This is a genomic window from Sideroxyarcus emersonii, from assembly GCF_021654335.1.
In the GTDB taxonomy this organism is placed as follows: Bacteria; Pseudomonadota; Gammaproteobacteria; order Burkholderiales; family Gallionellaceae; genus Sideroxyarcus; species Sideroxyarcus emersonii.
In genome coordinates, this window is record NZ_AP023423.1 from 1617260 (window position 1) to 1640870 (window position 23611).

The following is a 23611-nucleotide window of genomic DNA, read 5'->3' on the forward strand; positions in this document are numbered from 1 at the left end:
ACAGCATCATCAACCGAGAGAGGGCATCATGAAAGCACCCATCCGAGTCGCGATCACCGGAGCCGCCGGACAGATCGGTTACAACCTGCTGTTCCGCATCGCCAACGGCGACATGCTCGGGCGCGAACAACCAATCATCCTGCAACTGCTGGACATCCCCCCCGCACAGCAGGCATTGCGCGGCGTGGCGATGGAACTGGAAGACTGCGCTTTCCCGATGCTGCAGCAGGTCATCACCACCGACGATGCGCGCGTCGCCTTCCGCGATGCCGAAGTCGTGCTGATGGTGGGCGCCAAGCCGCGCGGCAAGGGCATGGAGCGCAAGGACCTGCTGGAAGCCAACGGCGCCATCTTCTCCGAGCAGGGGCGCATCCTCGACGAGGTCGCCGCGCGCCATGTCAAAGTGCTGGTGGTCGGCAACCCGGCCAACACCAATGCGTTGATCGCCATGAAGAATGCCCCCGGACTCGACCCGCGCAACTTCAGCGCGATGATGCGGCTCGACCACAACCGCGCCATCACCCAGGTCGCGCTGAAGCTGTTCCAGCCGATCCAGGACATCAAGAAGATGGTGATCTGGGGCAACCATTCCGGCACCCAGTATCCCGACCTGTCTCACGCCGAAGTGCGCGGGCGCAAGGTGATCGACATCCTGCGCCAGAACGGCTGGGAAGAATGGAGCGAAAAGGAATTCATCCCGACCGTGCAGAAGCGCGGCGCTGCAGTGATCGAGGCGCGCGGTCTTTCCAGTGCGGCCAGCGCCGCCAATGCCGCCATCGGCCATGTTCACGACTGGCTGCTGCATTCTCACCATAACGACTGGGTGACCATGAGCGTGCCTTCCGATGGCAGCTACGGGATTCCGGAAGGTGTGCTGTACGGCTTTCCGGTCACCTGCCGCAACGGCAACTACCAGATCGTGAAAGACCTGCCCATCAGCGAGCTCGGCCGCAAGCACATGATGGATAGCTACAACGAATTGCTGGGCGAACGCGAGCTGGTGAAACACCTGCTGCGATAGCCGCCGTTTCGCGTTGCGGATAAAAAAATGGCCTGCGCTGTCGCAGGCCATTTTCATTCCGCACAGGCAGCCTAGCGCGGCCCGCCTCCGCCCATTCCGCCTCCCATCCCTCCGCCCATACCACCGGCCGGGGGCGCATCTGGAATCGTCTTGCCCTGTTCCCTAGCGCGTTCCTTCATTTCCTCATGATGCTCCGAGCGCACCCGCTCGCGCTCTTCCTGTGTGTTGGCATTGCGCATCTTGGCGCGCTGCTGCTGGCGCTCTTCCGGCGTCATCAACTCCCTGCCGACGGTCTGCCGCGTCCGGTCCTGCGTCTGTGTCCGCGTGCGATCCTGAGTCTGCGTCTGTGTCTGATCCCTGGTTTGCGTCTGGTCCCTGGTCTGTGTCTGATCGGCAGCCACGGCAGCCGCTCCCGACAACAAACCGACGACGGACAAACCCAACAACATGACATGCTTGTTCATAATGCCTCCAAAGGAATACGGAATGACTCAAAACCCGGTGTGAATCTCGCTTCATGCCCCCATACCATCCCGTTACGAGGACATGCGCGGATACTACGCCAGCGTCGCATCGATTTCAGTGATTTAAGTCACACTGTCTGCAAATTGACACACGGACCGAATAGTCAGGACCATGGCTTGATTAACCCAGCGCAGTCTCCATATTACAAAGATGGAAAACTGGAGGTAGCCATGCCAGCAGTTCGTTCACCCGCCGTGGCCGGAATGTTCTATCCGGACGATCCGCGGCAACTCGCGCAAGACGTGCAGCGATACCTGCACGAGGCGCAGCCGCGCGCCCTGAATCCAAAAGCGCTGATCTGTCCGCATGCGGGGTATATCTATTCCGGCGCCATCGCCGCCAGCGCCTACGCCGCATTGAAAGACGTCGCACCGCGCATCCGTCGTGTGGTACTGCTCGGTCCCACCCATCGGGTCGCGGTACGCGGCCTGGCTTTACCTGATGCAGATGCCTTCGATACGCCGCTGGGCCAGATCCGGCTGGATACCGATGTGATGCGCACCCTTGCATCCCTGCCCCAGATCACCGTCAGCCGCGAAGCGCACAGGCAGGAACACTCGCTGGAAGTGCAACTGCCCTTCCTGCAAAGCGTACTGAAGGATTTCACCCTGCTGCCGCTGGCAGTCGGCATGGCAACTGCGGAAGAAGTGGCCGAAGTGCTGGAACAGGTCTGGGGCGGAGAAGATACATTGATCGTCGTCAGTTCCGACCTGTCGCATTACCTACCCTACGCAGCGGCACAGGCCGTCGACCGCGAAACCGTCCACGACATCCTCGGCCTGCAGCAGCCCATTTCCCACGACCATGCCTGCGGCGCCACCCCCATCAACGGGCTGATCCTCGCCGCACGCAGGCATCGACTCCAGCCGCAACTGCTCGACCTGCGCAACTCTGGCGACACTGCGGGGTCTAATTTAAAGGTGGTTGGATATGCATCCATTGCCTTTATTTCTGGAGAGGAACATGACTGATACGACTCGCGGCAAAATACTGATCGATATCGCGCGCGGCGCCATTACCGAGGCGCTGTGCGAAGTGCACGCGCCCGTTCCACAAGCGCAATGGCTGGACGAATTAGGGGCGACTTTCGTCACCCTGACGCAGGATGGCGAGCTGCGCGGCTGCATCGGCTCGCTGCAGGCGCATCGTCCGCTGGCCGAGGACGTCTATCGCAATGCCCTCGCCGCAGCCTTTCGTGATCCCCGCTTCGACCCCCTCGCCCGGCACGAGCTGGAAGCGACCGAATGCGAGGTATCCCTGCTGTCGGCGGCCGAAACAATCAAATTCAGCGGCGAGCACGACGCACTGGCACAACTGCGCCCCGGCGTGGACGGGGTCATTTTCGAATACGGCCGCCATCGCAGCACCTTCCTGCCGCAAGTCTGGGAACAACTTCAGCAGCCGCGCCATTTCATGGCCCAGCTCAAGCGCAAAGCCGGACTGCCCGACGACTTCTGGACAGATGAGGTGAAGCTGTCGCGCTATACCGTGAGCAAGTGGCGCGAAGCTGATTTCGCCGGGGTGCGCTGAGATGGACGAGCCGATCGGCATCGCCGAACGATATCCCGCCAGGTATTGGCACAAACTGGACGATGGCCGCATCCAGTGCGACCTGTGTCCGCGCGACTGCAAGCTGCATGAAGGCCAGCGCGGTGCGTGCTTCGTGCGCGGCCGCATCGACGACGCGATGGTACTGACCACCTACGGACGCAGCTCCGGCTTCTGCGTCGATCCCATCGAGAAGAAGCCGCTCAACCATTTCCATCCCGGCAGCAGCATCCTGTCGTTCGGCACAGCCGGCTGCAACCTCGCCTGCAAGTTCTGCCAGAACTGGGACATCTCCAAGTCGCGCAGCTTCGACAAGCTCGCCGATCAGGCATCGCCGCAAGCAATCGCACGCACGGCAGCCGAACTGGAGTGTAAGAGCGTGGCTTTCACCTACAACGATCCGGTCATCTTCGCCGAATATGCGATGGATGTCGCCGACGCCTGCCACGAACTGGGCATCCAGACGGTGGCGGTCACCGCGGGCTACATGCACGACCAGCCGCGGCGCGAGTTCTATGCCAGGATGGATGCGGCGAATGTCGACCTGAAGGCGTTCACCGACGAATTCTATTTCCGCCAGACCGGCGCCCACCTGCAACCCGTACTGGATACGCTGAAATACCTGCGCCAGGAAACCTCGGTCTGGGTCGAACTGACGACGTTGCTGATCCCGGGCTACAACGACAGCGCCCACGAGATCGGCCAGATGAGCGAATGGATCGCCCGCGAGCTTGGCACCGATGTGCCGCTGCATTTCACCGCCTTCCATCCCGACTACAAGATGACCGACATCCCCCCCACGCCCCCGGGAAAGCTCACCGAAGCGCGCCGGATCGCCCAGGCTGCCGGTTTGTTGCACGTGTATACCGGCAACGTGCACGACCTGAGCGGAGGCACCACCTATTGTTCCGGCTGCCAGCACCCGCTCATCGTGCGCGACTGGCACCGGATCAACGACTATGCGCTCACCGAGAACGGCACATGCCCGCATTGCGGAACGCCCCTGGCAGGACAGTTCGGCAAGTTCACCGGCCAGTTCGGTCGGCAACGCATACCGCTGGTGATCTGCAACAACTGAAAACTTGGGATTTGCGGGCCGGAGAGATTGCCCTAGACGGCCGCCTGCGCGATCGCCGCACTGACTTCCCGGTCGCGGTATTGCGCGGCGATCTCCTGGAACTCGTCCATCGCCGCAATGAATGCATCGACCACATCGGGATCGAAGTGCTTCCCTTTACCGTCGATGATCACGTCTGCCACCTCATCGTGGGCAATGGGCGATTTATACACGCGCCGGCATGTCATCGCATCGTAGACATCCGCCAGCGCCATCAGCCGTGCCGGCAGCGGGATATGCTCCTCGCGCAGCGCGAACGGATAACCGCTGCCGTCCCATTTCTCATGATGCCCGATGGCGATCTGGCGTGCTGCGATCAGGAACGGGCTATTGCGCACGTTGGTCAGGTTCTCCGCACCGGAGATCGCATTGCCGCCGAGCGTGGTGTGCGTCTTCATGATCTCGAACTCTTCCGGCGTCAGCTTGCCCGGCTTGTGCAGGATGTGGTCCGGGATGCCCACCTTGCCGATATCGTGCAGCGGAGCGATCTTGTACAACATCTCGATGTTCTCGCTGGTCAGGAAATCGCGGAAGCGCGGGTGGTCGCGCAAATGTATTGCCAGGTTGCGGACGTAGCGCTGCGTGCGCAATATGTGGTTGCCCGTTTCGTTGTCACGCGTTCCCGCCAGCGAGGTCAGCGCCAGGATGGTCGTATCCTTGATCGCCACCATCTCCTCGGTCCTTTGCCGCAGCAGGGCCGTGCGTTCCTGCACCATCTGCTCCAGCCTGTGCTCGTTGCCCTGCAGGATGGCATTGGCCCGCTCCAGCTGGCTGCGCGCCTCCTCGGTCTGTTGCTTCTGCGCCGTCAGTTGCTGCAGCAGGGAAAGATTCTCGAACCCTTGCTGCAGCGTCAATAAAAAGGTCCGGTTCAGCCCGCGCCCGGAGAGCAGCACCACGACGGCAAATATGCCCAGCATCAGCACCAGTATCCAGTGGATGGTATCGTTCTCGAACGCCACGCGCCCCATCAGCGGGATCATGATGCCGAAGAAATAGCCGTACATCGCCGGCGGGTGCACCGGATTCATGGTGACCGCACCGGCCACCAACCCGAGCATGATGCAGATCAGCAGGCTCTGATAACCGATGTCGTCGGGGAAGAAGGCCACTGCGGCGGTTCCCCACAGGGCCCCGGCGGCAAGCGAAATGACGGAGAAATGGATGTTCCAGTCGCGGCATTCCTGCAGCGTATTCAACCGTTTTCGATGCAAGGCCCACTTGACGATCTCGACGGTGTGCAAGGCATAGAAAACAGCCAGCCAGGCAAGCAGCCAATGATGGGGTGCATGTTCCCAGAACAACACGACCAGCAGGAATTGCAAAGCGACCTGGCTCAACACGAGCGGAAGATACACGGTCATCCGTGTGCGGAGCTGCTCGGCGCGAACGCGCAGGTTCTCCTCATCAATATGGAAAAGCAGATCATCCAGATTGAGCCGCAGTGAAGCCAGATTGGGAATCGCAATCATCATCGCCCTCTTCCAGGACAACCCGATACCTCAAGGTCGGACAGCCATTCTGCGACGATGCTGGCGCTACCGCAATATGCCGGGCTATCTAGATAGCTATCTAGATAACCCGACCGCTTGTGAAGATAAGCGCTGTAACAATCAGGATACTTCGCGCACCAGCGCGAAACCGCCGCCCGGGGTGCGGAAGTTGGTGGTCTGCCCCTGGTAGAGGCGCGCGGCGACCAGCTGGATCTCTCCGTCATACACATAGCAGCGCACATCGTATTTGAGCGACTGCGGCTCGATCCCTGCGGCACAGACCTTGCGCTCGTCGGGCAAGGCCAGCCGCTGCGCCACGTAGTCGGCCTGCATGATCTCGTCGAACACGCGCCTGGTGAGCTTCTCGCCGCGATACGCCCCCTTGCTGCCGTAGCCGCTGACCGGCTTGAAGAACCATTGCTTGCGTTCCTCCCACCACTGCGCGGCATCCCCGACCTGCACCAGGCGCGTCTGCGGAACGCCGCGCAGCAGCGCATCGATGCTGACCTGCGAGACGCCCTTCGCGCGCAGCGCATCGGCATCGGTGAACAGCGCCAGCTTGCGTTTGTCCGCATAGCGCTGGTGATGCATCGGGTTGGGCGTCAGCACCACCTGCTTCTGCTCCCAGGCAGCGCGGATATGCGGCTGCTGTTTCAGGTCGAAGTCGGTCAGGCGGTTATAGACCAGGTCGATGCGCTGGCCATCGTGATACAGGCCGTCGCCCTGCGCCTGCAGCGCGGAGGGATCGACGATATGCACCGCGATGCCCACCTTCTCGAACATCTTCTGCGCCAGCAGGAACTCGGGATAGAGATATTGCGACTCCGGTTGCTCATCCACGATGGCGATGGTCTTGAGCACCGCATCGCCGCGCACCACGCGCCATTCGTTGCGGAACATCTCGACGAACACCTGCTCCAGGTGTCCCTCGGCCACTGCCGAACCGTACAGGAAAAGGCCGTGCTGGCTGTCGATCAGCAGCGCATTGAGGAAGGCGCCGCCCGCGTTGGTGTTGACCTCGATGAGATGCACGCCCTGCTCGTTGAGATGGAAATCGTAGCCGTAGAACACGCCATGCTCGGTATGTGGCTCGGGTTTGCCGACCACTTCCTGCACCGCAGCGATCACCTCGCACATCTGCCGCAGCTGCAGCTCGCTGACAAAGACCGGGCCGGCCGCAAACAGGTAGGGGCAACGCTGCTGCACCAGCTCGTACCAGTCCGCCCCCTGCGCCTGCATGGCGCGCTGCAAGGCCTCGCCGTCCATCCAGGCCCATTCGAGGCATTCCCCGTTCAGGTGGGCGATGAAATCATGGTCCACATCGAAATGCTCTCTCGCCCCTGCAGGTTCGATCGATTCAGCCACCCAGCAACTCCTTTTTAAGGTCTTCCTGCACCGGCTTGCTGCCGATCCAGATATCGAGCAAGGCGCGATTGAACGCAGCCCCGGGAACGCTGCCGAACGTTTTGCCGTTCACGCCGATCTGCGTACCGATGCCGGGCAGGTAGTCGAGCGTGACGACGTCGCCCGGCCTGATCTCCTTCATCGCCTCGAAGATCTGTGCCATCTGCTTCAGCTGTGCATCCAGTGCAGCCAGCTCCGCCGGCGTGTGGTTAGATCTGATCGCCTCATTGAAACCGCTGGAGAATTTTTCGCTGCTCAATTCGTGCAGGATATGCAGTGCCATCCGGTGTTCGCGCTCGTCCGCGATGATCACTTCACCCGAGGTCTGCTTCTGCGGCAGGTACAGCGCCCCGACATAGATCTTGAAGAAGAACTTGGTGCGAACACCGGCGCCGTTCAGCAGCAGGTTCGCGGTGCCCAGCTGCACCTTGTCCGCCAGCTGCACGCCGGCGACCTCCAGTGCGCTGGCGTTCCAGCTCAACAGCAAACCAACCATCAGCAATATCTTTTTCATGTCCTGAGCTTTCAAGAAAACACGGCGGGAAATCGTTGCGCGGCAGGTTTACAACGCCTCAAACACCCCGGCCGCCCCCATGCCCGTCCCTATGCACATCGTCACCATACCGTACTTTTGCTTGCGGCGACGCAATCCGTGCAGCAACGTCGCGGTGCGGATCGCCCCGGTCGCACCGAGCGGATGACCCAGCGCGATGGCACCGCCGAGCGGGTTGACGATATCCGGATCCAGTCCCACATCGTTGATCACTGCCAGCGATTGCGCGGCGAAGGCTTCGTTGAGTTCGATCCAGCCCATGTCGCCCAGGCTCAGCCCCACCTGCTTCAGAACGCGCGGGATGGCCTCCTTCGGGCCGATGCCCATGATCTCCGGCGGCACGCCCGCCACGCTGAAACCGAGGAACTTGCCGATGGGCGTCAGGTTGTAGCGCTTCAGCGCCGCCTCGCTGCACAGCAGCACCGCACCGGCACCGTCCGACATCTGCGAACTGTTGCCCGCCGTCACCGAGCCTTTCTGCATGAACACCGTCTTCAGCTTGCCCAGCGCTTCGAGCGACGTATCGGCACGCGGGCCCTCGTCCTGCGAGACCTCGCGCACCTTTATCTTCACCTCGCGCGTGGCCATGTCCGGCACATTGTCGGTAATGCGGTACGGCGTGATCTCGTCCTCGAACTCGCCGTTGTTGATCGCCGCAATGGCGCGCAGGTGGCTCTGCAGGGCAAAGGCATCCTGCGCCTCGCGGCTCACCTTCCAGCGCTCCGCCACCTTTTCCGCCGTCAGCCCCATGCCATAGGCGATGCCGTAATGCTCGTTGTTCTCGAAGATGGCCGGATTGAACGCCACCTTGTTGCCCATCATCGGCACCATGCTCATGCTCTCGGTGCCCGCCGCGATCATCACATCGGCCTCGCCGAGGCGGATGCGGTCCGCCGCCAGCGCCACCGCCTGCACGCCGGAAGAACAGAAACGGTTGACGGTCATGCCTGGCACCGTGTTCGGCAGCCCGGCCAGCAGCAAGGCGATGCGCGCCACGTTCATGCCCTGCTCCGCCTCCGGCATCGCGCAGCCGACGATCACATCGCCCACGCTGGCCGGATCGAGCGACGGCGCCTGCGCCAGCACGCTCTTCAGCACATGCGCCAGCAGGTCGTCCGGACGGGTGTTGCGGAACATGCCGCGCGGCGCCTTGCCGACCGGCGTGCGCGTTGCGGCAACGATATAGGCTTCCTGTACCTGCTTGCTCATGGCTTTACCTCACGATTGGATTGCATTATGTACTTCAACGGTTCAACAGCCCCGAAAGTTTGCGCCGGTACTCCGGCACGATCCCGCCGCCGCCCAGCAGGTTGAACACATCGAGCAGTGTCTTGCGCCCGATGTCGTCCTTGAATGTACGGTCGCGCGCAACGATCTCCAGCAACTGGTCCATGCCTTCGGCAGGACGGTTGCCGGCGATCAGCACGTTGGCCAGCTTCAACCTCGCTTCCAGGTCGTTGCCATCCGCAGCCACCGCGGCGGCAAGCTCCGCCTCGCTCTCGCCGGTCGCGCTCATCTCGGCCAGCCGGGTCTGCGCCTTCAGCTGCAGCACGCGCGCATCCTTCAGCACATCCGTATCCTTCAGGCTGTCGAGCAGGCGCTGCGCCTCATCCATCTCGCCCTTGTGCAGCAGGAGCTCCGCCGCATCCACGCGCACCCACTCGTTGGCCGGGTCGAGCGCGGAGGCTTCGGTCAGCTTCTGCAACGCGCCATCCACCTCCCCCGCCGCCGCCAGTTGCTGCGCTGCAAGACGCAATTCCTCGGAAGGACTGGGAATGATCTTCTCCAGCCATTCGCGTACTTGTCCTTCCGGCAAGGCACCGGTGAATTCATCCACCACCTTGCCATTCATCAGCGCCTTCACCGCGGGAATCCCGCGCACGCCGAACCTGGCCGAGATATTCGGATTCTCGTCCGAGTTCACCTTGGCGAGGCGGAACTTGCCGCCGTATTCACCCGCCAGCTTTTCCAGGATGGGCTTCAGCACCTTGCACGGTGCACACCACGGCGCCCAGAAATCGATCACCACCGGCAGCTTGTACGAGGCCACCACCACCTTCTCTTCAAAATCCGCTTCGCTTACATCCAGCGCATGCATCCCTGCTTCCTTTCCTGCCTACAGCAAATTCTTGCCATCGAACACCTTCGTCTCCAGCGCAAAGGTATCCACGCCATCCACGCAGCCGAGGTTCACGATGTATTGCCCCGGCCATTTGCTCGCTTCGCTGAAAGTGGTGACGCCACAGTTCCTGCAAAAATAATGCTTCGCCGTCTTCGCGCCCCACTGGTACTGACCTAGCGAGCCTTCCTGCGCTTTGATATCGAACTTCGCCCCCGGCACCAGATGCATCATGGTTCCCCGTTTGGCACAGAACGAGCAGTTGCAGCGTATCCCGTGTATGAAAGGCTCGGCCTCGAACGAGAACTGGATCGCACCGCAGTGGCAGCTGCCTTTGTATGGTTGCATTGCCATTCTTCTTTCACCTCCGAATCAGGCTCTCGAGCGCCATGCGCTGCCTTTCAAAAACAGTTGCGATGCCAACTCCATATCACTCCTGAAATTCCCCAAAATAGAGATGGCATTTGAAGGAACCACCTTCTTCGCGAATTGCTCGACGTAAACGCTCTGCCTCCACTTGAACTGCTTGCAGACGTGGCATGAACTCAGCCACCCAAATGTCTCCTAAATCCCCCATCGGATCGAGGCAATGAGCTATTCCCTTGTGGCTAATAAAATTGCGTTCGGTCTTGAACTTGTTGAGTTCATCAACAAGCTCATCATTGTTCGTCAGTTTACGAAATGCTTGAATGAGGCGCTCTAACGAGGCATCTTCGTAGTCTTGACCAACCATCTTGAACGGCAACCTCTTGCCAACACATTTCCGCACATACTCGAGTGCTTCAGATATATATAGTTTCAATTCCTGTTCAACAAGCTGGCAACCAGAAAGAGCGTAAGCCACTTGCAGGTAGAAGTCGTCTGTATCGCTCATTTGCTGCCCCATATAGTCACACTCAATTCCTCAACGGCTTCCCGTTCTTCAGCATGTACTCAATCCTATCCTGCGTCTTGAAGTGCGCCAGCAGTTCCATGAAATTGCGCCGCTCCAGGTCGAGCAGCCATTGTTCGTCCACCAGGCTGCCCGCATCCACATCGCCGCCGCACAGGGTCTCAGCGACGCGACTGCCGATGTTGTAGTCGTGCTCGGAGATGAAGTTGCCTTCCAGCATGTTGATCATCGCGGCCTGCAGGGTGGCGATGCCGGTGCGGCCGGCCACGGCGATCTGGCGCTGGTGCAGCGGCGGGCGGTAGGCGGTGGCGTTGAGCGCCCGCGCCTCTTCCTTGGCGATGTGCAGCAGCTCGAAGCGGTTCAGCACGATGCGGTCGGACTGCCTGAGGTAGCCCATCTCGCGCGCCATCTCGGCGCTCTTGGCGACTTCGCCCATGGCGATGTTCTGGAAATATTTGCGCAGGTAGGGGAAGACGTCGACGCGGTTGTCGTTGGCGAAGCGTTGTGCTTCCGCCGCTGCGCGCTGCGCCATCTCCTTGCAGCCGCCGCCGGCGGGCAATAGCCCGACGCCGACCTCGACCAGGCCGATGTAGCTTTCCAGCGTGGCGACGATGCGCGTGCAGTGGATGGAGAATTCGCAGCCGCCGCCGAGCGCCAGGCCGTCCACCGCCGCGATGGTGGGCACCTGCGCGTATTTGAGGCGCTGCGAGACCTGCTGGAACTTGGCCACCACCGCTTCCACTTTCGGCACGTTGCCGGTGGCGGCATTGACGATCTCGCCCAGGCCGCCGCCGCCCGCGATGGTGTATTTGACGCGGCTGGCCGCCTGCTTGAAGCGGCCGAACAGGCCTTCGTCCGGTGCCGGCTCCTGCATGCCCTGCATCAGTTGCAGCAGGTTGGCCCCGGCCGAGAACGGCGGTTCCGTCTGCCACAGGATGAGCGCGCTGAAATGCGCCTCGGCCTCGTGCACCGCGCGCAGAATGCCGTCCAGCACTTCGTTGCTGACGGTGTGCATCTTGCTCTTGAAGCTGAGGATGGCGATGCTGTCGCCGTTGTGCCACAGGCGCACTTCGTCGGTCTCGAACACCGTTTCGCCGTAGACCCTGACCTCGCCCAGCAAGCGGTCGGGATAGAGCTGGCGCCGGTACACCGGCAAGGCGGAGCGCGGCTGGTAGGTGTTGCTTGCCGGCGCATAGGAGCCATGCATGCCGTGCACGGCGAGGCGGGCCGGATCGGTGACCCATGCGGGCAGCGGCGTGGCGGCCATCGCCTTGCCGGCGGAGATGTCGGTGGCGATCCAGCCGGCCACCTGCTGCCAGCCCGCCGCCTGCCAGATCTCGAACGGGCCGTTGTCCCAGCCGAAGCCCCAGCGCACGGCGAAGTCGAAATCGCGCGCGTTGTCGGCGATGGCCTCAAGGTGCAGCGCGCAATAGTGGAACACGTCGCGGAACACCGCCCACAGGAACTGTGCCTGCGGATGCTGGTTGCTGCGCAATCCGGCGAGCTTCTTGGCCCAGTCGCGCTCGCGCAGGATGTCCTTCACGCCGTCGTCCACCTTGGCATCGGACAGGCGATATTCCCGCGTGTGCAGATCCAGCACGTGGATCTCCTTGCCGATCTTCTGGTAGACGCCGCGCTTGGTCTTCTGTCCCAGCGAACCCTGGTCGACCAGGTACTGGAACCAGCTTGGCAGTTCGAAGTGCTTGTGCCACGGGTCTTCGGTCAGGTTCTCGCGCATGGTGTTGACCACATGCGCAAACACATCGAGTCCGACCACGTCCAGCGTGCGGAAGGTGGCACTCTTGGGACGGCCGAGATAACGGCCGGTCAGCGCATCCACGGTGTCGAAGCCGAGATTGAACGCTGCCGCGTGATGCTTGGTGGCCAGCATGGAGAACACGCCGACGCGGTTGGCGATGAAATTGGGCGTGTCCTTGGCGCGCACCACGCCCTTGCCCAGTGTGGAGACGAGGAAGGTCTCCAGTTGGTCGAGCAGCGACGCTTCGGTTGTCGTGCAGGGGATCAGCTCCACCAGGTGCATGTAGCGCGGCGGATTGAAGAAGTGGATGCCGCAGAAACGGTGACGCAGGTTCTCGGGGAACGCCTGCGCCAGCTGGTTGATGGAGAGTCCGGAGGTGTTGCTGGCGAAGATGGCATGCGCGCCGACATAGGGCGCGACCTTGCGGTACAGGTCGGATTTCCAGTCCATGCGCTCGGCGATGGCCTCGATGATCAGGTCGCACTCGCGCAGCTTCTCCAGGTGTTGATCGTAATTGGCCGGCTGGATGTAAGCGATCCTGGCCGGGCTTGAGATGGGAGCCGGTTCGAGTTTCTTCAGGCCGTCCAGCGCCTTGTTCACGTTGCCGTTCGGGTCGCCCTCCTTCGCGGGCAATTCGAACAACAGCGTCTCGACATTGGCGTTGACCAGGTGCGCGGCGATCTGCGCGCCCATCACGCCTGCACCGAGCACGGCAACCTTGCGAACCTTCAGATGACTGCTCATCGCGATACTCCCACTCAAGAATTGCAAAACAGGCGGCAGGGTTCAACCCCCGCCGCCGACAACGGACAGTTAGAAGTTATAGGCGTACTGCAGGCTCACGATATCGATGCTGCTGCTGTACATACCCACCAGATTGCCGCCACCCGTTGCGGTCTGGTTGTTGGCGATGGGGGTGTCCTTGACGAACAGGTGGGCATAGCCGAAATCGATCTTGCTGGCGGCCGACACCTTGTACTGGCCGCCGACGGTCAACCAGGTGCGGTTGTTGTCGGGGATACGCGCGGTACGGTACGCATCGGCGACCGGCGACTGGTCATAGGCCGCACCGGCGCGGGCCAGCCATTGCTCGTTGTAGTGATAGGTCGTGCCCACGCTATAGCGCCAGGTGTTGGTCCAGTTTTCCGGTGTCGACTGCAGCACGCTGCCGTTGGTGCGACTGACCACCAGTTGCTGCAGCGCGCTCCAGCCGGTGCGCGTGGCATCGGCCATCACGTCCCACTTGTCGTTCACCTGCTGGAAGCCGCTGATCGAGAACGTGTCGGGCATGGAGATCGGCAGCGTCACGTTGCCGTTCTGCAGTGCCGGTTGCGCCGCCAATGCGCCGGGAACGTTGCTGAAGGCGACCGTGCCGGTCAGGTTGTAATTGATCTTGGAACGGTATGACACGCCGACGCGCGTATCGGGCGTGAGGTTGAACAGGGCACCGAAGTTGTAGCCCCATGCCGAGTCGCTGCCGTTGATTGCGCTCACCCCTTCCAGGTTCGTACCCAAAGCGCCGCCCGCAAGTGCACTGTAGTTCACCGCGCTGGTCAGGGTGCCGGTGATGTGCTGGTAGTCCAGCCCGATGCCCAGGCTGATCTTGTCGTTCATCTCGTAGGCGAGAGAAGGGTTCAGGTTGACGGTCTTGATCTGCGAATCGATCGCCTGGAAGCGGCCGATCCAAGTGGGGTCGTACTGGGTCTGCAGACCGAACGGCGAGTTGATGCCCAGACCGAAGCGCAGCGCGGGCTGCAGTTCCATCACCAGGTAGGTGTTGGGCACCACCACCATGCCGCCGGCATCGCCGCCGTTGCCGCCCGGGGTTTGCAAGGCTGCGCCGGTCGAGTTGGTATTGGAGAACTTGATCGAGGGCTGGATGAAGCTGGCCGCCACCGTCACCTGGTCCCCCTTGAGCCGGGTCATGCCGGCCGGGTTGAAGAAGATGGTGGCTGCATCTTCAGCGCCCGCTGCACCGCCGGCGAATGCGTTGCCCAATCCGCTGCTTTGCTCGATCAGGGCAAAAGCGGATGCTGCCGCATTGCCGGATATCGCCAGCAACGCACTCGCCACCGAGATGGCGATCAACGATTTGTATGATTTCATGTTTTTCTCCCTGAGTAATAAATGAATGCTCCGACTGCACAACAAACAGCTACATCAAACTGGTTGTTCCTGGGGTGGCACCGGCCGCGGCCTGCGGTCGTCGCCGACGGCGACATAGGTCAGCGTCGCTTCGGTCACCTTGTGGCAGGTGGGATTCTCCGGGTCGCGCTGCACAAAGACCTCGACGTCCACGGTGATCGAGGTCGTCCCCACCTTAACGATTCGGGCATAGAAGCTCACCACATCGCCGACGAAGATGGGTTGCTTGAACACGAACGAATTCACCGCGATGGTCGCCACCCTGCCCCTGGCCCGGTGCACGGCGGGGATGCTGCCGGCGATATCCACCTGCCCCATCAGCCAGCCGCCGAAGATGTCGCCGGTGTAATTGGCATCCGACGGCATCGCCGCCATGCGCAAGGTGGGCTGGCGGTCGGGCAGGGAAATGTTCTCTTCGTTCATCAGTGCCCCCGGTACAGGTCTTCGATCTGTTGACCGTACATCGCCACCACACGGTCGCGTTTCAGGCTCAGCTTGGGCGTGAGCAGGCCGTTATCGATGGTCCATGGCTCGCGCAGCAACAGCACGCGATGCACCTTGGCATAGCCGGGGAAACCGCTCAGGTTGCGGGCGATACGTCGCAGCACCTTGGCTTCCACGTTGGTATCGGTCAGCGATTCCGGCATGTCCGAGCGCACGCCGACCTTGGCCGCGACCTGCGGCCATACCTCGGGATTGAGCACCGCCAGCGCAACCAGATAGGGGCGGCCCTCGCCGTAGATCATCACCTGGTCGATCAGCGGATCGTGCAGGATGGCCGCTTCCATGTCGGCAGGCGGCATCTTCTCGCCGTTGGACAGCACGATGATCTCCTTCAGGCGGCCGGTGATGTAGATGTGGCCGGTCTCGCTGATGCGCGCGATGTCGCCGGTATTGAGCCAGCCATCGGCATCGATCATGGCCCGTGTCGCTTCCGGATTGTTCCAGTAACCCATCATCACGTTCGGTCCCTTCACCAGCAGCGCATTCTGTTCGCCCAGCTTCACCTGCACGCCGCGTATCGGCTGCCCGACGCTGTCGGGAAAATTGTTGTCCAGCTTGTTGCCGGACACGATGGGGCTGGTCTCGGTGAGGCCGTACCCCTGCACCACCGGCAAACCCAGGCCGACGAACACGCGCGAAATATCCGGCGCCAGCGCCGCGCCGCCGCTCACCGTGGTGCGCAGGCGCCCGCCCAGGCGGTCCAGTATCTTTTGCGCCACCAGTTTCTGCAACAACGGCCACAACAGGAACGCGGGTTTCCAGCCGCCGCGCCGCTGCTCGTGCAGGAAGCGCGCCCAGCCGACCTCGACTGCGAGGTCGAACAGCTTGCGCTTGAGCGGCGAACCTTCGGCCAGGGCGTTCTTGATCGAGCCGTAGATGCGTTCGTAGATGCGCGGCACCGAGATCAGGATGGTCGGGCGGATGATCTTCAGGTCCTCCGACAGCAGCGGGATGGAGCGCGCATAGGCCACCGTCGCCCCCGTCATCACCTGCAGGTAATAGCCGCAGGTGCGCTCGAAGGTGTGCGACAGCGGCAGAAACGAGAGCAGCAGGTCGTCGCTGCGCACGGTGAAGGTGGCCATCGCATCGTAGGTGTTGGAGAGCATGTTGCTGTGGCTCAGCATCACGCCTTTCGGTCTGCCGGTCGTGCCCGAGGTGTAGATGATGCTGGCCAGCTCGCCGCATTCGCACCGCACGGCAGGCTGCAATTCCGCCACCGGCGTGAGCAGGTATTTCGGCGCGGCCGCCAGGCGCGGCTCGTTGTGCCTGAACTCGTCCAGCGAGACGAAGCGCTGCACGCAATCCATCTGCCCGAGCACGCCGGAAAGTTCCTGCCATTGGTCGGCGGTCTCGAACAGCAGCACTTTCACTTTCGAGTCGTTGACGATATAGGCAATGTTGTCGGCGCGATCCACGGTGTACAGCGGCACGGTGACCAGTCCCAGCGACATCGCGGCCTGGTCGAACATCACCCACTGCGGACAGTTGCGCAGCATGATCGCCACGCGGTCACCCTTGGCGAGCCCTTCCTGGGCCAGCGCAGCCTGCCAGCGCGCGACCTGTTCCAGCATCTGCCCCCAGCTCAGGTCGACCCACACCGACTGCCGGTTATCGAAATACCTGTATGCGATCTTGTCCTGCGAGCGCCGCACGCGCTCCAGGAACAGGCCGTGCAGCGTCACTGCCTGCTGTGGCGATATCACATCCTCATTCCGTACTGCCGTCATTCCCCGCTCCCCTGTTTTTTATTGTGCCAGCTACAAGAACAGATCGTCATACGGCCGCTCGCCCGGGCTGACCGCATAATGATCGAAATTTTTCACGCCCTCCGCGCGCAGCACTTCCTCGTCGAGGAAAAAAAGGCCGCTGAAGGTCTTGCTGTCGCGCCGCAGGATGGCATGAGCCGCATCCGCCACGATGGCCGGCTTGCGCGACGCGCGCAGGATGGCCTCGGGAAAGTTGAACTCGATGGCCGCGGTGGCGATGGTGGTGCGCGGCCACAGGCAGTTCACCGCGATGCCGTCCTGCGCGAACTCCTTCGCCATCCCCAGCGCGCACAGGCTCATGCCGTATTTGGAAATCGAATAGGCGACATGCGGCGCGAACCACTTCGCCTCCAGGTTGAGCGGCGGCGACAGCGTGAGGATATGCGGATTGGCGGCCTTCTTCAGGTACGGGATGCAGGCTTGCGACACGAGGAAGGTGGCGCGCATGTTGACGTCCCACATCAGGTCGAGCCGCTTGGCCGGCGTTTGCAGGGTCGGGGTGAGGCTGATCGCGCTGGCGTTATTGACCAGCACGTCAATGCCGCCGAAATGTGCGGCCGCCTGTGCGACCGCGGCCTGAATGGCCTGCTCGTCGCGCACGTCGAGCTGGATCGCCAGCGCCTGTCCGCCGGCGGCTTCCACTTCCGCCGCCACGCTGTGGATGGTCCCCGGCAGTTTCGGATGCGCTTCCGCCGTCTTGCCGGTGATGACCACCTTCGCACCGTCGCGCGCGCAGCGCAGGGCAATCTCCCGGCCGATGCCGCGGCTGGAACCGGTGATGAAGATCACCTTGCCGCCGAGGCCGGTCATCCCTGATAAGCTCGCAGCTGTTCGGGGGCGAAGTCATCCACCATGATGACCTTGCGGCGCAAGGCATAGTCGCGCTCCAGTTGCAGCGCCTGCTCCGCATCGATGATGCCCAGATCGCGCGCCTCGGCGATCTGCTGCAGCTCTTCGCGCGCCTTGAGCTTGCCTTCCTTGCGTGCCTTTTCCAGCTCGGCCTGCAGCGGCTCGCACGCCAGCGTGCTGGTCAGTGCGGCTTCCAGCGCACCGACCGCATCGTTCTCGTCGCGCGAGATGAACATGCCGGCCGTCAGGCGCTCGCGCACCGGCCCCGGCTTGAGCAACAGCGAGGCCACCTGGTGGCCGAGATGGTCGCTCGGCGGTTTGCGGCATTGCCCGAGCGGGAAGATCATGGCGCGCAACAGCAGCGCGGCGAAACGGTTGGGGAAATTCTGCAGCACGCCGTCGAATGCGACCTGGATGCGGTACAGGCCGTCCTGCATGCCCCAGTGCAGCAGCGGCAGATCGTCGTCGGGGCGGCCATCGTCCTCGAAGCGTTTCAGCACTGCGGAACACAGGTACATCTGGCTCAGCACGTCGCCGAGGCGCGCCGACAGCTTCTCCTTGCGCTTGAGTCCGCCGCCCAGCACCAGCATGGAGACGTCGGCGGCGAAAGCGAATGCGGCCGAGTAGCGCGTCAGCGCCTGATAGTAGCGCCTGGTCGGCTGTTCGGTCGGCACGCCGATGATGCGCCCGCCGGTCAGCCCGTAAACCAGGCTGCGCACCGCATTGCTCAGGCTGAAGCTGATATGGCCGAACAGCGCTTCGTCGAACTCGCGCACCGCGCGCTTGTTGTTCTGGTCGTGCGCGGCGTGGATCTCCTTCAGCACATAGGGATGCGAACGCACCGCCCCCTGGCCGAAGATGATCAGGCTGCGCGTCAGGATGTTGGCGCCCTCCACCGTGATGCCGATGGGCGTCTGCTGATAGGCACGCGCAAGGTAGTTGTCCGGGCCGAGGCAAATGCCCTTGCCGCCGTGCACATCCATCGCGTCGTTGATGACCATGCGGCCGCGCTCGGTGCAGTGATATTTCACGATGGCGGAGATCACCGACGGCTTGCCGCCCATGTCCACGGCCTGCGCGGTCATCGTTCGCGCCGCATCCATCACGTACAGGTGGCCGGCGATGCGCGTCAGCGCCTCTTCCACGCCCTCGAACTTGCCGACCGGCACATGGAACTGCTTGCGCACGCGGCAATAGGCGCCGCTGGTGCGCGCCGCCAGCTTGACGCCGCCGGTGGCGCTGGCGGGCAGCGAGATGGAACGCCCGGCCGCCAGGCAGTCCATCAGCATGCGCCAGCCGTGGCCGATGCGCATGGTGCCGCCGATGATGTAGTCCATCGGGATGAATACGTCCTTGCCGGTGGTGGGGCCGTTCAGGAAAGCCGAGTTGAGCGGGAAGTGGCGGCGCCCCACGTTCACCCCCGGCGTGTCGGTCGGGATCAGCGCCAGCGTGATGCCGCGCGAAACTTCCGCACCGAGCAGGTTCTGCGGGTCGTAGAGCTTGAAGGCAAGGCCGAGCAGCGTCGCCACCGGCGCCAGCGTGATGTAGCGCTTCTCCCAGGTGACGCGCACGCCCAGCACGTTCGAATGGCCGTTGAAATCGCCGTAGCAGACGATGCCGTAGTCGGGGATGGCTCCGGCGTCGGAGCCGGCGAACGGTCCGGTCAGCGCAAAGCACGGCACCTCCTTGCCGCTGGCGAGGCCGCGCAGGTATTTGTCCTTCTGCTCCTGCGTGCCGTAATGCAGCAGCAGCTCGGCCGGGCCGAGCGAATTGGGCACCATCACCGTCACCGAAGCCGTGCCGCTGCGCGAAGCGACCTTGGTCACCACCGCCGATTGCGCCTGGGCGGAAAATTCCAGGCCGCCGTATTCCTTCGGGATGATCATGCCGAAGAAACCCTTGTCCTTGATGAACTGCCAGACTTCCGGCGGCAAGTCCTGGCGCGTGTGGGTGATGTCCCAGTCGTCCAGCATCGCGCACAGCTGTTCCACCTCGTTGTCGAGGAAGGCCTGCTCGCGATCGCTCAACCCGGTCTTGGGCAGGGCCAGCAATTGCCTCCAGTGCGGGTTGCCGCTGAACAGCTCGCCCTCCCAGCCAACCGTGCCGGCGTCCAGCGCCTCCTGTTCGGTCTGCGAAACCTGCGGCAGTATCTTGCGGAAGATGCCGAGAATGAAACTGCTGACCAGCAGGCGGCGCAGCATGGGAATGCCGAGCACCGCGAGGAAAATGCCGAGCGCGATATAGACAGTCTGCAGGGCGCCGTCGGAGATGCGGCTCACCATTGCCACCAGCGGCACGAGCACGGCGATGGCGATCAGCCATCCCCAGATGGAAGCGCGGAAGAAGGCCAGCAACAAGGCCACCAGCACTACCACTATCATCAGAATCGCCATCGTTGCACCCTCTTCTTGTTGTATTCGGATTGCGCTAACTTTAACCTCAGCGAGTGATGCTGACAATGGATATATTCCCTGTCGCCCGGACACCGCATGCGCCCGCTCGATTGACTATCGCCCTGCACTTTGCCACACTGCGCGCATGTCTCGTTCATGCCAAAAATTCGTCGCCCTGTTGCTGCTGCTGTGGTTGCCGCTGTCCGGCGCCAGCGCGCTGGCCGCCACAGTCACCATGCAGCTGCAGCATGCCGGATGCAAGGAAAATGTAACATCGCAACAGATGTCGCACACCCACATGAGCGGGCATCATCAACATCACGGCAAGATGCACGCCGCCGCGGACAATCACAAACAATCCTGCAATGCTTGCGGGGTCTGTGCCCTCGCCGGCACCGGCTATCTGGCGACACCGCATGTCGGGATGGCTGCGGCACCGGCGATTGCACACGAGCGCACGCCCTACCTGGTCGCCTACCACTCTTTCACCTCAGCCCCGCTGGTTCCGCCACCCCTCGTTCGCGCCTGACGCGGGACGAGTCCGCCTGTCGATTCCGAAGCTGTTGATGCAGTAACGGATTCCCGTCCCGCACCGTTTGACAGCCTGTGCGGCTGTCCGCTGGCATTGCAACTGCAACAACAGGACGCGGAACATGAAACCCTCTCTATCGATCTTCTCGCTGCTCTGTGCGCTCTGGCTCACCCCGGCCTGCGCAGGCGAACCGCTGGGCAGCGATCTGCCCGGATTGCTCGGCTACGCACGCGAACACAATCCGGAATTCGCCGCAGCGCGCCTCGAAGCCGAAGCCGCACAGCAGCGCGCCGAGCCGGCCGGCGCACTGGCGGACCCGGTGTTGCGCACCGAGCTGTATGACATCACCAGCCAGACCGCCAACATGAACCAGTTCCTGATGCCCACGCAGCGCTACCAGCTGAGCCAGGCCCTGCCGTGGTTCGGCAAGCGCGATCTGCAGCGCGCGATCGCCACGGCGCAGACCGAGCAGGCCAACGGGCAGGCCGCCGCCGACTGGTCCGACCTTGCGAGCCGCCTCAAGGCGACCTATGCGATGAGCTATTACCTCGCAGCCAGCGAACGCCTGACACAGCAGACGCTCGACCTGCTCGACAATCTGGAGCAGATCGCGAGGGAGCGTTATGCCAACGGCCTGGGATCCCAGCAGGATGTGGTCCGCGTGCAGGTCGAGACGACCACGCTGCTCGGCGAACTGATCGGCATCCAGAACGAACGCCACCATGCGCATGCCGAGCTGAACAGCCTGCTTGCGCGCCCCGTCAATGCGGCGCTGGCCGAACCTGTGCAGCCGCGACCGCTCCCGCCCGCCGCGAAGCTGGACGAACAGGCCTTGCTGGAACGGCTGCGCGCGCACAACCCGCAATTGCAGATCGCCGATGCGCAGATACAGTCCGCCGACAAGAGCCGCGACCTCGCCTTTGCCAACCGCTATCCGGGTTTCACGCTGGGCGTGGCGCGCACCCAGTACAACAATTCGATGAACACCTGGGATGTGATGGTCGAATTCAGCATCCCGCTGCAGCAATCGGCACGCCGCTCGCAGGAGCACGAGGCCGAAGCGATGCTGGCCGCCGCCAGCGCGCGCAAGCAATCCGCCCTGAATCAGGCCGAATCCAGCCTGTCGGAAAATCTTTCCGCGCTGGAATCGGCCAGGCGTACCGAAACGCTGATCGCCACCCGGCTGCTGCCGCAAAGCGAACTTACCTACCAATCCGCGCTGGCCGGCTACCAGACCGGCAAGGTCGATTTCGCCACGCTGGTCGACGCACAGCGCCAGATATTGCAGGCCAGGCAGCAGCAACTGAAGGCGCAACTCGAAGCGCAGTCGCGGTTGGCCGACATCGAAAAACTGTTGGGAGAAGAACTATGAACACACTGGTGAAGACAACCCTGGCCGTTCTGTTGCTGCTGGGCGTCGCTGCCGCCGGATACTGGTTCGGCATCCATGCCGGCCCTGCCGCCAAGGAGCCTGCAACCGCCCCCGTCGCACGCAAGGTCCTGTATTACCGCAACCCGATGGGCTTGCCGGATACCTCGCCGCAGCCGAAGAAGGACGCCATGGGCATGGATTATGTGCCGGTGTATGAAGGCGATGCCGAACCGAACGGCCAGTTCGGCATCAGCCTGGACAAGGTGCAGAAACTCGGCGTGAAGAGCGAAGCCGCGGCGATGCGCGAACTGGACACCGCACTGCGCGTGACCGGCAGGATCGAGGTTGATGAACGTCGCACCTACACCATCGCGCCGAAATTCGAAGGCTGGGTGGAGCACCTCTACGCGAACACCACCGGGCAGGCTGTCGGCAAGGGCCAGCCGCTGTTCGATGTCTACAGCCCCGAACTGGTTTCGGCGCAACGCGAACACGCATTGGCGCAGCAAGGCCTGGCATCGATGCAGGATGCCGACGATGCGGCGAAGAAAAGCATGCAGCAGCTTGTCACGGCCAGTGCGGCACGCCTGAAAAACTGGGATATTGCCCCCTCTCCCCAACCCGCCGATGAAACTGCCGGCCATTCGACTCCGCGCGATAAGGCTGTCCAAGGCGATGGCGGGCAAGGAGACGAACGAGAAAAACAATCTTCAATCTCCGCCCGGCCGCATGTGACCTTCCGGTCGCCGGTCAGCGGCATCGTGCTGGACAAGAAGGCCATACAAGGCATGCGCTTCAGCGCCGGCGAGCCGCTGTACCAGATCGCCGACCTTGCATCGGTATGGGTTATCGCCGATGTGCCGGAACAGGACATCGGCCAGGTGCGGCCTGGCAGCCGCGTACAGGTCGGCGTCGATGCCTGGCCGGGCCGCAGTTTCGACGGCAAGGTGGCTTTTGTCTATCCGACGCTGGACAACGCGACGCGCACCGTGCCGGTCCGCATGGAGATCGCCAATCCGCACGGGCTGCTCAAACCCGCCATGTTCGCCAGGGCACGGATCGAAACGGGCGCCAGCGGCAAGGTGCTGGCCGTGCCGGCTTCCGCCGTGATCGACAGCGGCAACCGCCAGGTCGTGCTGGTCCGGCTGGCGGAAGGACGCTTCGAACCGCGCACGGTGACGACGGGAAAACGCGGCGATGACTATATCCAGATCGAAAGCGGCATCGCGGAGGGCGAACAGGTGGTCACCGCGGCCAATTTCCTGCTCGACTCGGAAAGCAACCTGAAGGCGGCGCTGGGCGGCATGGACGAGCATGCCGGGCACGCTGCGACGCCAACCGCAACGACGGCAGCGGGTCGTCCCGCCCCGGCACAACCGGTATCGGTCGGCCATCAGGCAAGCGGCACGCTGGATGCCATCAACGGCGACGGCACGGTCAGCGTCACCCACGGACCGATCGGCTCGCTCGGCTGGCCGGGCATGACCATGGACTTCGCGCTGGCGAATCCGTCGCTGGTTGCCGGCATCAAACCGGGCAGCGCGATCAGCTTCGAGCTGGTCGAACGCAAGCCGGGCGAATACGTCATCACCAGGCTGCAAGCGCAGCACGAGGGACACTGA

21 protein-coding genes are annotated in these 23611 nt (G+C 62.7%); 7 read left to right on the top strand and 14 right to left on the bottom strand.

The annotated features are described in order from the left end of the window. The first annotated feature begins 28 nt into the window (after nucleotides 1-28). Entirely contained in the window at nucleotides 29-1021 is a 993-nt protein-coding gene (locus L6418_RS07910) for a malate dehydrogenase (protein WP_237246379.1), read from the top strand. Between the two features lie 71 nt (nucleotides 1022-1092). Here L6418_RS07910 and L6418_RS07915 read toward each other — a convergent pair whose 3' ends face one another. Then, complete coding sequence (locus tag L6418_RS07915) at nucleotides 1093-1485, bottom strand: hypothetical protein (protein ID WP_237246380.1); 393 nt, start codon at nucleotides 1483-1485, stop codon at nucleotides 1093-1095. A gap of 231 nt (nucleotides 1486-1716) precedes the next feature. Here L6418_RS07915 and amrB point away from each other — a divergent pair, with 231 nt between their 5' ends. From amrB to amrS, 3 genes are read left to right on the top strand one after another with little or no spacing between them, the layout of a single operon-like run. Next, complete coding sequence (gene amrB, locus L6418_RS07920) at nucleotides 1717-2517, top strand: AmmeMemoRadiSam system protein B (protein WP_237246381.1); 801 nt, start codon at nucleotides 1717-1719, stop codon at nucleotides 2515-2517. Beyond that, a complete protein-coding gene (gene amrA, locus L6418_RS07925) occupies nucleotides 2510-3076 on the top strand; it encodes an AmmeMemoRadiSam system protein A (protein ID WP_237246382.1) in 567 nt (188 codons plus the stop codon). Before amrB ends, amrA begins: the two co-directional genes overlap by 8 nt. Nucleotide 3077: 1 nt before the next feature. Further along, on the top strand, nucleotides 3078-4172 hold the full coding sequence (gene amrS, locus L6418_RS07930) for an AmmeMemoRadiSam system radical SAM enzyme (protein ID WP_237246383.1): 1095 nt from the start codon (nucleotides 3078-3080) through the stop codon (nucleotides 4170-4172). Between the two features lie 32 nt (nucleotides 4173-4204). Here amrS and L6418_RS07935 read toward each other — a convergent pair whose 3' ends face one another. From L6418_RS07935 to L6418_RS07995, 13 genes are all read right to left on the bottom strand, one after another. Continuing rightward, nucleotides 4205-5683, bottom strand: a complete 1479-nt coding sequence (locus L6418_RS07935; RefSeq protein ID WP_237246384.1) for an HD-GYP domain-containing protein — start codon at nucleotides 5681-5683, stop codon at nucleotides 4205-4207. Between the two features lie 138 nt (nucleotides 5684-5821). Then, nucleotides 5822-7066, bottom strand: coding sequence for a hypothetical protein (locus tag L6418_RS07940; protein WP_237246385.1), 1245 nt, complete (start codon nucleotides 7064-7066; stop codon nucleotides 5822-5824). Continuing rightward, complete coding sequence (locus tag L6418_RS07945) at nucleotides 7059-7619, bottom strand: chalcone isomerase family protein (RefSeq protein ID WP_237246386.1); 561 nt, start codon at nucleotides 7617-7619, stop codon at nucleotides 7059-7061. The genes L6418_RS07940 and L6418_RS07945 overlap by 8 nt, the downstream gene beginning before the upstream one ends. A 48-nt stretch (nucleotides 7620-7667) precedes the next feature. Continuing rightward, nucleotides 7668-8867, bottom strand: a complete 1200-nt coding sequence (locus tag L6418_RS07950; protein ID WP_237246387.1) for an acetyl-CoA C-acyltransferase — start codon at nucleotides 8865-8867, stop codon at nucleotides 7668-7670. Nucleotides 8868-8901: 34 nt separating this feature from the next. Then, on the bottom strand, nucleotides 8902-9756 hold the full coding sequence (locus L6418_RS07955; RefSeq protein ID WP_237246388.1) for a tetratricopeptide repeat protein: 855 nt from the start codon (nucleotides 9754-9756) through the stop codon (nucleotides 8902-8904). Between the two features lie 18 nt (nucleotides 9757-9774). After that, nucleotides 9775-10125, bottom strand: a complete 351-nt coding sequence (locus L6418_RS07960; protein WP_237246389.1) for a GFA family protein — start codon at nucleotides 10123-10125, stop codon at nucleotides 9775-9777. A gap of 82 nt (nucleotides 10126-10207) precedes the next feature. Next, complete coding sequence (locus tag L6418_RS07965) at nucleotides 10208-10651, bottom strand: hypothetical protein (RefSeq protein WP_237246390.1); 444 nt, start codon at nucleotides 10649-10651, stop codon at nucleotides 10208-10210. Between the two features lie 22 nt (nucleotides 10652-10673). Beyond that, on the bottom strand, nucleotides 10674-13172 hold the full coding sequence (locus L6418_RS07970; RefSeq protein ID WP_237246391.1) for a 3-hydroxyacyl-CoA dehydrogenase/enoyl-CoA hydratase family protein: 2499 nt from the start codon (nucleotides 13170-13172) through the stop codon (nucleotides 10674-10676). 69 nt (nucleotides 13173-13241) lie between these two features. Next, entirely contained in the window at nucleotides 13242-14534 is a 1293-nt protein-coding gene (locus L6418_RS07975; protein ID WP_237246392.1) for an OmpP1/FadL family transporter, read from the bottom strand. A gap of 54 nt (nucleotides 14535-14588) precedes the next feature. Further along, nucleotides 14589-14996 (bottom strand): acyl-CoA thioesterase, encoded by a 408-nt coding sequence (locus L6418_RS07980; protein WP_237246393.1) that lies wholly within the window; start codon nucleotides 14994-14996, stop codon nucleotides 14589-14591. Next, on the bottom strand, nucleotides 14996-16804 hold the full coding sequence (locus L6418_RS07985) for a long-chain fatty acid--CoA ligase (RefSeq protein ID WP_237246394.1): 1809 nt from the start codon (nucleotides 16802-16804) through the stop codon (nucleotides 14996-14998). Before L6418_RS07985 ends, L6418_RS07980 begins: the two co-directional genes overlap by 1 nt. A gap of 30 nt (nucleotides 16805-16834) precedes the next feature. Further along, entirely contained in the window at nucleotides 16835-17653 is an 819-nt protein-coding gene (locus L6418_RS07990) for an NAD(P)-dependent oxidoreductase (RefSeq protein ID WP_237246395.1), read from the bottom strand. Continuing rightward, nucleotides 17650-20073, bottom strand: a complete 2424-nt coding sequence (locus L6418_RS07995) for an acyl-CoA dehydrogenase (RefSeq protein WP_408641559.1) — start codon at nucleotides 20071-20073, stop codon at nucleotides 17650-17652. Before L6418_RS07995 ends, L6418_RS07990 begins: the two co-directional genes overlap by 4 nt. A gap of 157 nt (nucleotides 20074-20230) precedes the next feature. On the opposite strand from L6418_RS07995, the gene L6418_RS08000 reads away from it, so the two are divergent. From L6418_RS08000 to L6418_RS08010, 3 genes are all read left to right on the top strand, one after another. Continuing rightward, nucleotides 20231-20614, top strand: a complete 384-nt coding sequence (locus L6418_RS08000) for a DUF2946 family protein (protein ID WP_237246397.1) — start codon at nucleotides 20231-20233, stop codon at nucleotides 20612-20614. Between the two features lie 124 nt (nucleotides 20615-20738). Further along, nucleotides 20739-21989, top strand: coding sequence for a TolC family protein (locus L6418_RS08005; protein WP_237246398.1), 1251 nt, complete (start codon nucleotides 20739-20741; stop codon nucleotides 21987-21989). Further along, nucleotides 21986-23611 carry an efflux RND transporter periplasmic adaptor subunit gene (locus tag L6418_RS08010; protein WP_237246399.1) on the top strand — a complete coding sequence of 542 codons (1626 nt, stop codon included), beginning with the start codon at nucleotides 21986-21988 and terminating at the stop codon, nucleotides 23609-23611. Before L6418_RS08005 ends, L6418_RS08010 begins: the two co-directional genes overlap by 4 nt.

Excerpts from the sequence above, each read along its gene's own strand:
- L6418_RS08000 (WP_237246397.1), top strand. The coding sequence starts at position 20,231 with ATGTCTCGTTCATGCCAAAAATTCGTCGCCCTGTTGCTGCTGCTGTGG.
- amrS (WP_237246383.1), top strand. The coding sequence starts at position 3,078 with ATGGACGAGCCGATCGGCATCGCCGAACGATATCCCGCCAGGTATTGG.
- L6418_RS08010 (WP_237246399.1), top strand. The coding sequence starts at position 21,986 with ATGAACACACTGGTGAAGACAACCCTGGCCGTTCTGTTGCTGCTGGGC.
- L6418_RS07965 (WP_237246390.1), bottom strand. The coding sequence starts at position 10,651 with ATGAGCGATACAGACGACTTCTACCTGCAAGTGGCTTACGCTCTTTCT.
- L6418_RS07960 (WP_237246389.1), bottom strand. The coding sequence starts at position 10,125 with ATGCAACCATACAAAGGCAGCTGCCACTGCGGTGCGATCCAGTTCTCG.
- L6418_RS07970 (WP_237246391.1), bottom strand. The coding sequence starts at position 13,172 with ATGAGCAGTCATCTGAAGGTTCGCAAGGTTGCCGTGCTCGGTGCAGGC.
- L6418_RS07935 (WP_237246384.1), bottom strand. The coding sequence starts at position 5,683 with ATGATGATTGCGATTCCCAATCTGGCTTCACTGCGGCTCAATCTGGAT.
- L6418_RS07955 (WP_237246388.1), bottom strand. The coding sequence starts at position 9,756 with ATGCATGCGCTGGATGTAAGCGAAGCGGATTTTGAAGAGAAGGTGGTG.
- L6418_RS07950 (WP_237246387.1), bottom strand. The coding sequence starts at position 8,867 with ATGAGCAAGCAGGTACAGGAAGCCTATATCGTTGCCGCAACGCGCACG.
- amrA (WP_237246382.1), top strand. The coding sequence starts at position 2,510 with ATGACTGATACGACTCGCGGCAAAATACTGATCGATATCGCGCGCGGC.
- L6418_RS08005 (WP_237246398.1), top strand. The coding sequence starts at position 20,739 with ATGAAACCCTCTCTATCGATCTTCTCGCTGCTCTGTGCGCTCTGGCTC.
- L6418_RS07975 (WP_237246392.1), bottom strand. The coding sequence starts at position 14,534 with ATGAAATCATACAAATCGTTGATCGCCATCTCGGTGGCGAGTGCGTTG.
- amrB (WP_237246381.1), top strand. The coding sequence starts at position 1,717 with ATGCCAGCAGTTCGTTCACCCGCCGTGGCCGGAATGTTCTATCCGGAC.
- L6418_RS07980 (WP_237246393.1), bottom strand. The coding sequence starts at position 14,996 with ATGAACGAAGAGAACATTTCCCTGCCCGACCGCCAGCCCACCTTGCGC.
- L6418_RS07945 (WP_237246386.1), bottom strand. The coding sequence starts at position 7,619 with ATGAAAAAGATATTGCTGATGGTTGGTTTGCTGTTGAGCTGGAACGCC.
- L6418_RS07995 (WP_408641559.1), bottom strand. The coding sequence starts at position 20,073 with ATGATAGTGGTAGTGCTGGTGGCCTTGTTGCTGGCCTTCTTCCGCGCT.
- L6418_RS07990 (WP_237246395.1), bottom strand. The coding sequence starts at position 17,653 with ATGACCGGCCTCGGCGGCAAGGTGATCTTCATCACCGGTTCCAGCCGC.
- L6418_RS07915 (WP_237246380.1), bottom strand. The coding sequence starts at position 1,485 with ATGAACAAGCATGTCATGTTGTTGGGTTTGTCCGTCGTCGGTTTGTTG.
- L6418_RS07985 (WP_237246394.1), bottom strand. The coding sequence starts at position 16,804 with ATGACGGCAGTACGGAATGAGGATGTGATATCGCCACAGCAGGCAGTG.
- L6418_RS07910 (WP_237246379.1), top strand. The coding sequence starts at position 29 with ATGAAAGCACCCATCCGAGTCGCGATCACCGGAGCCGCCGGACAGATC.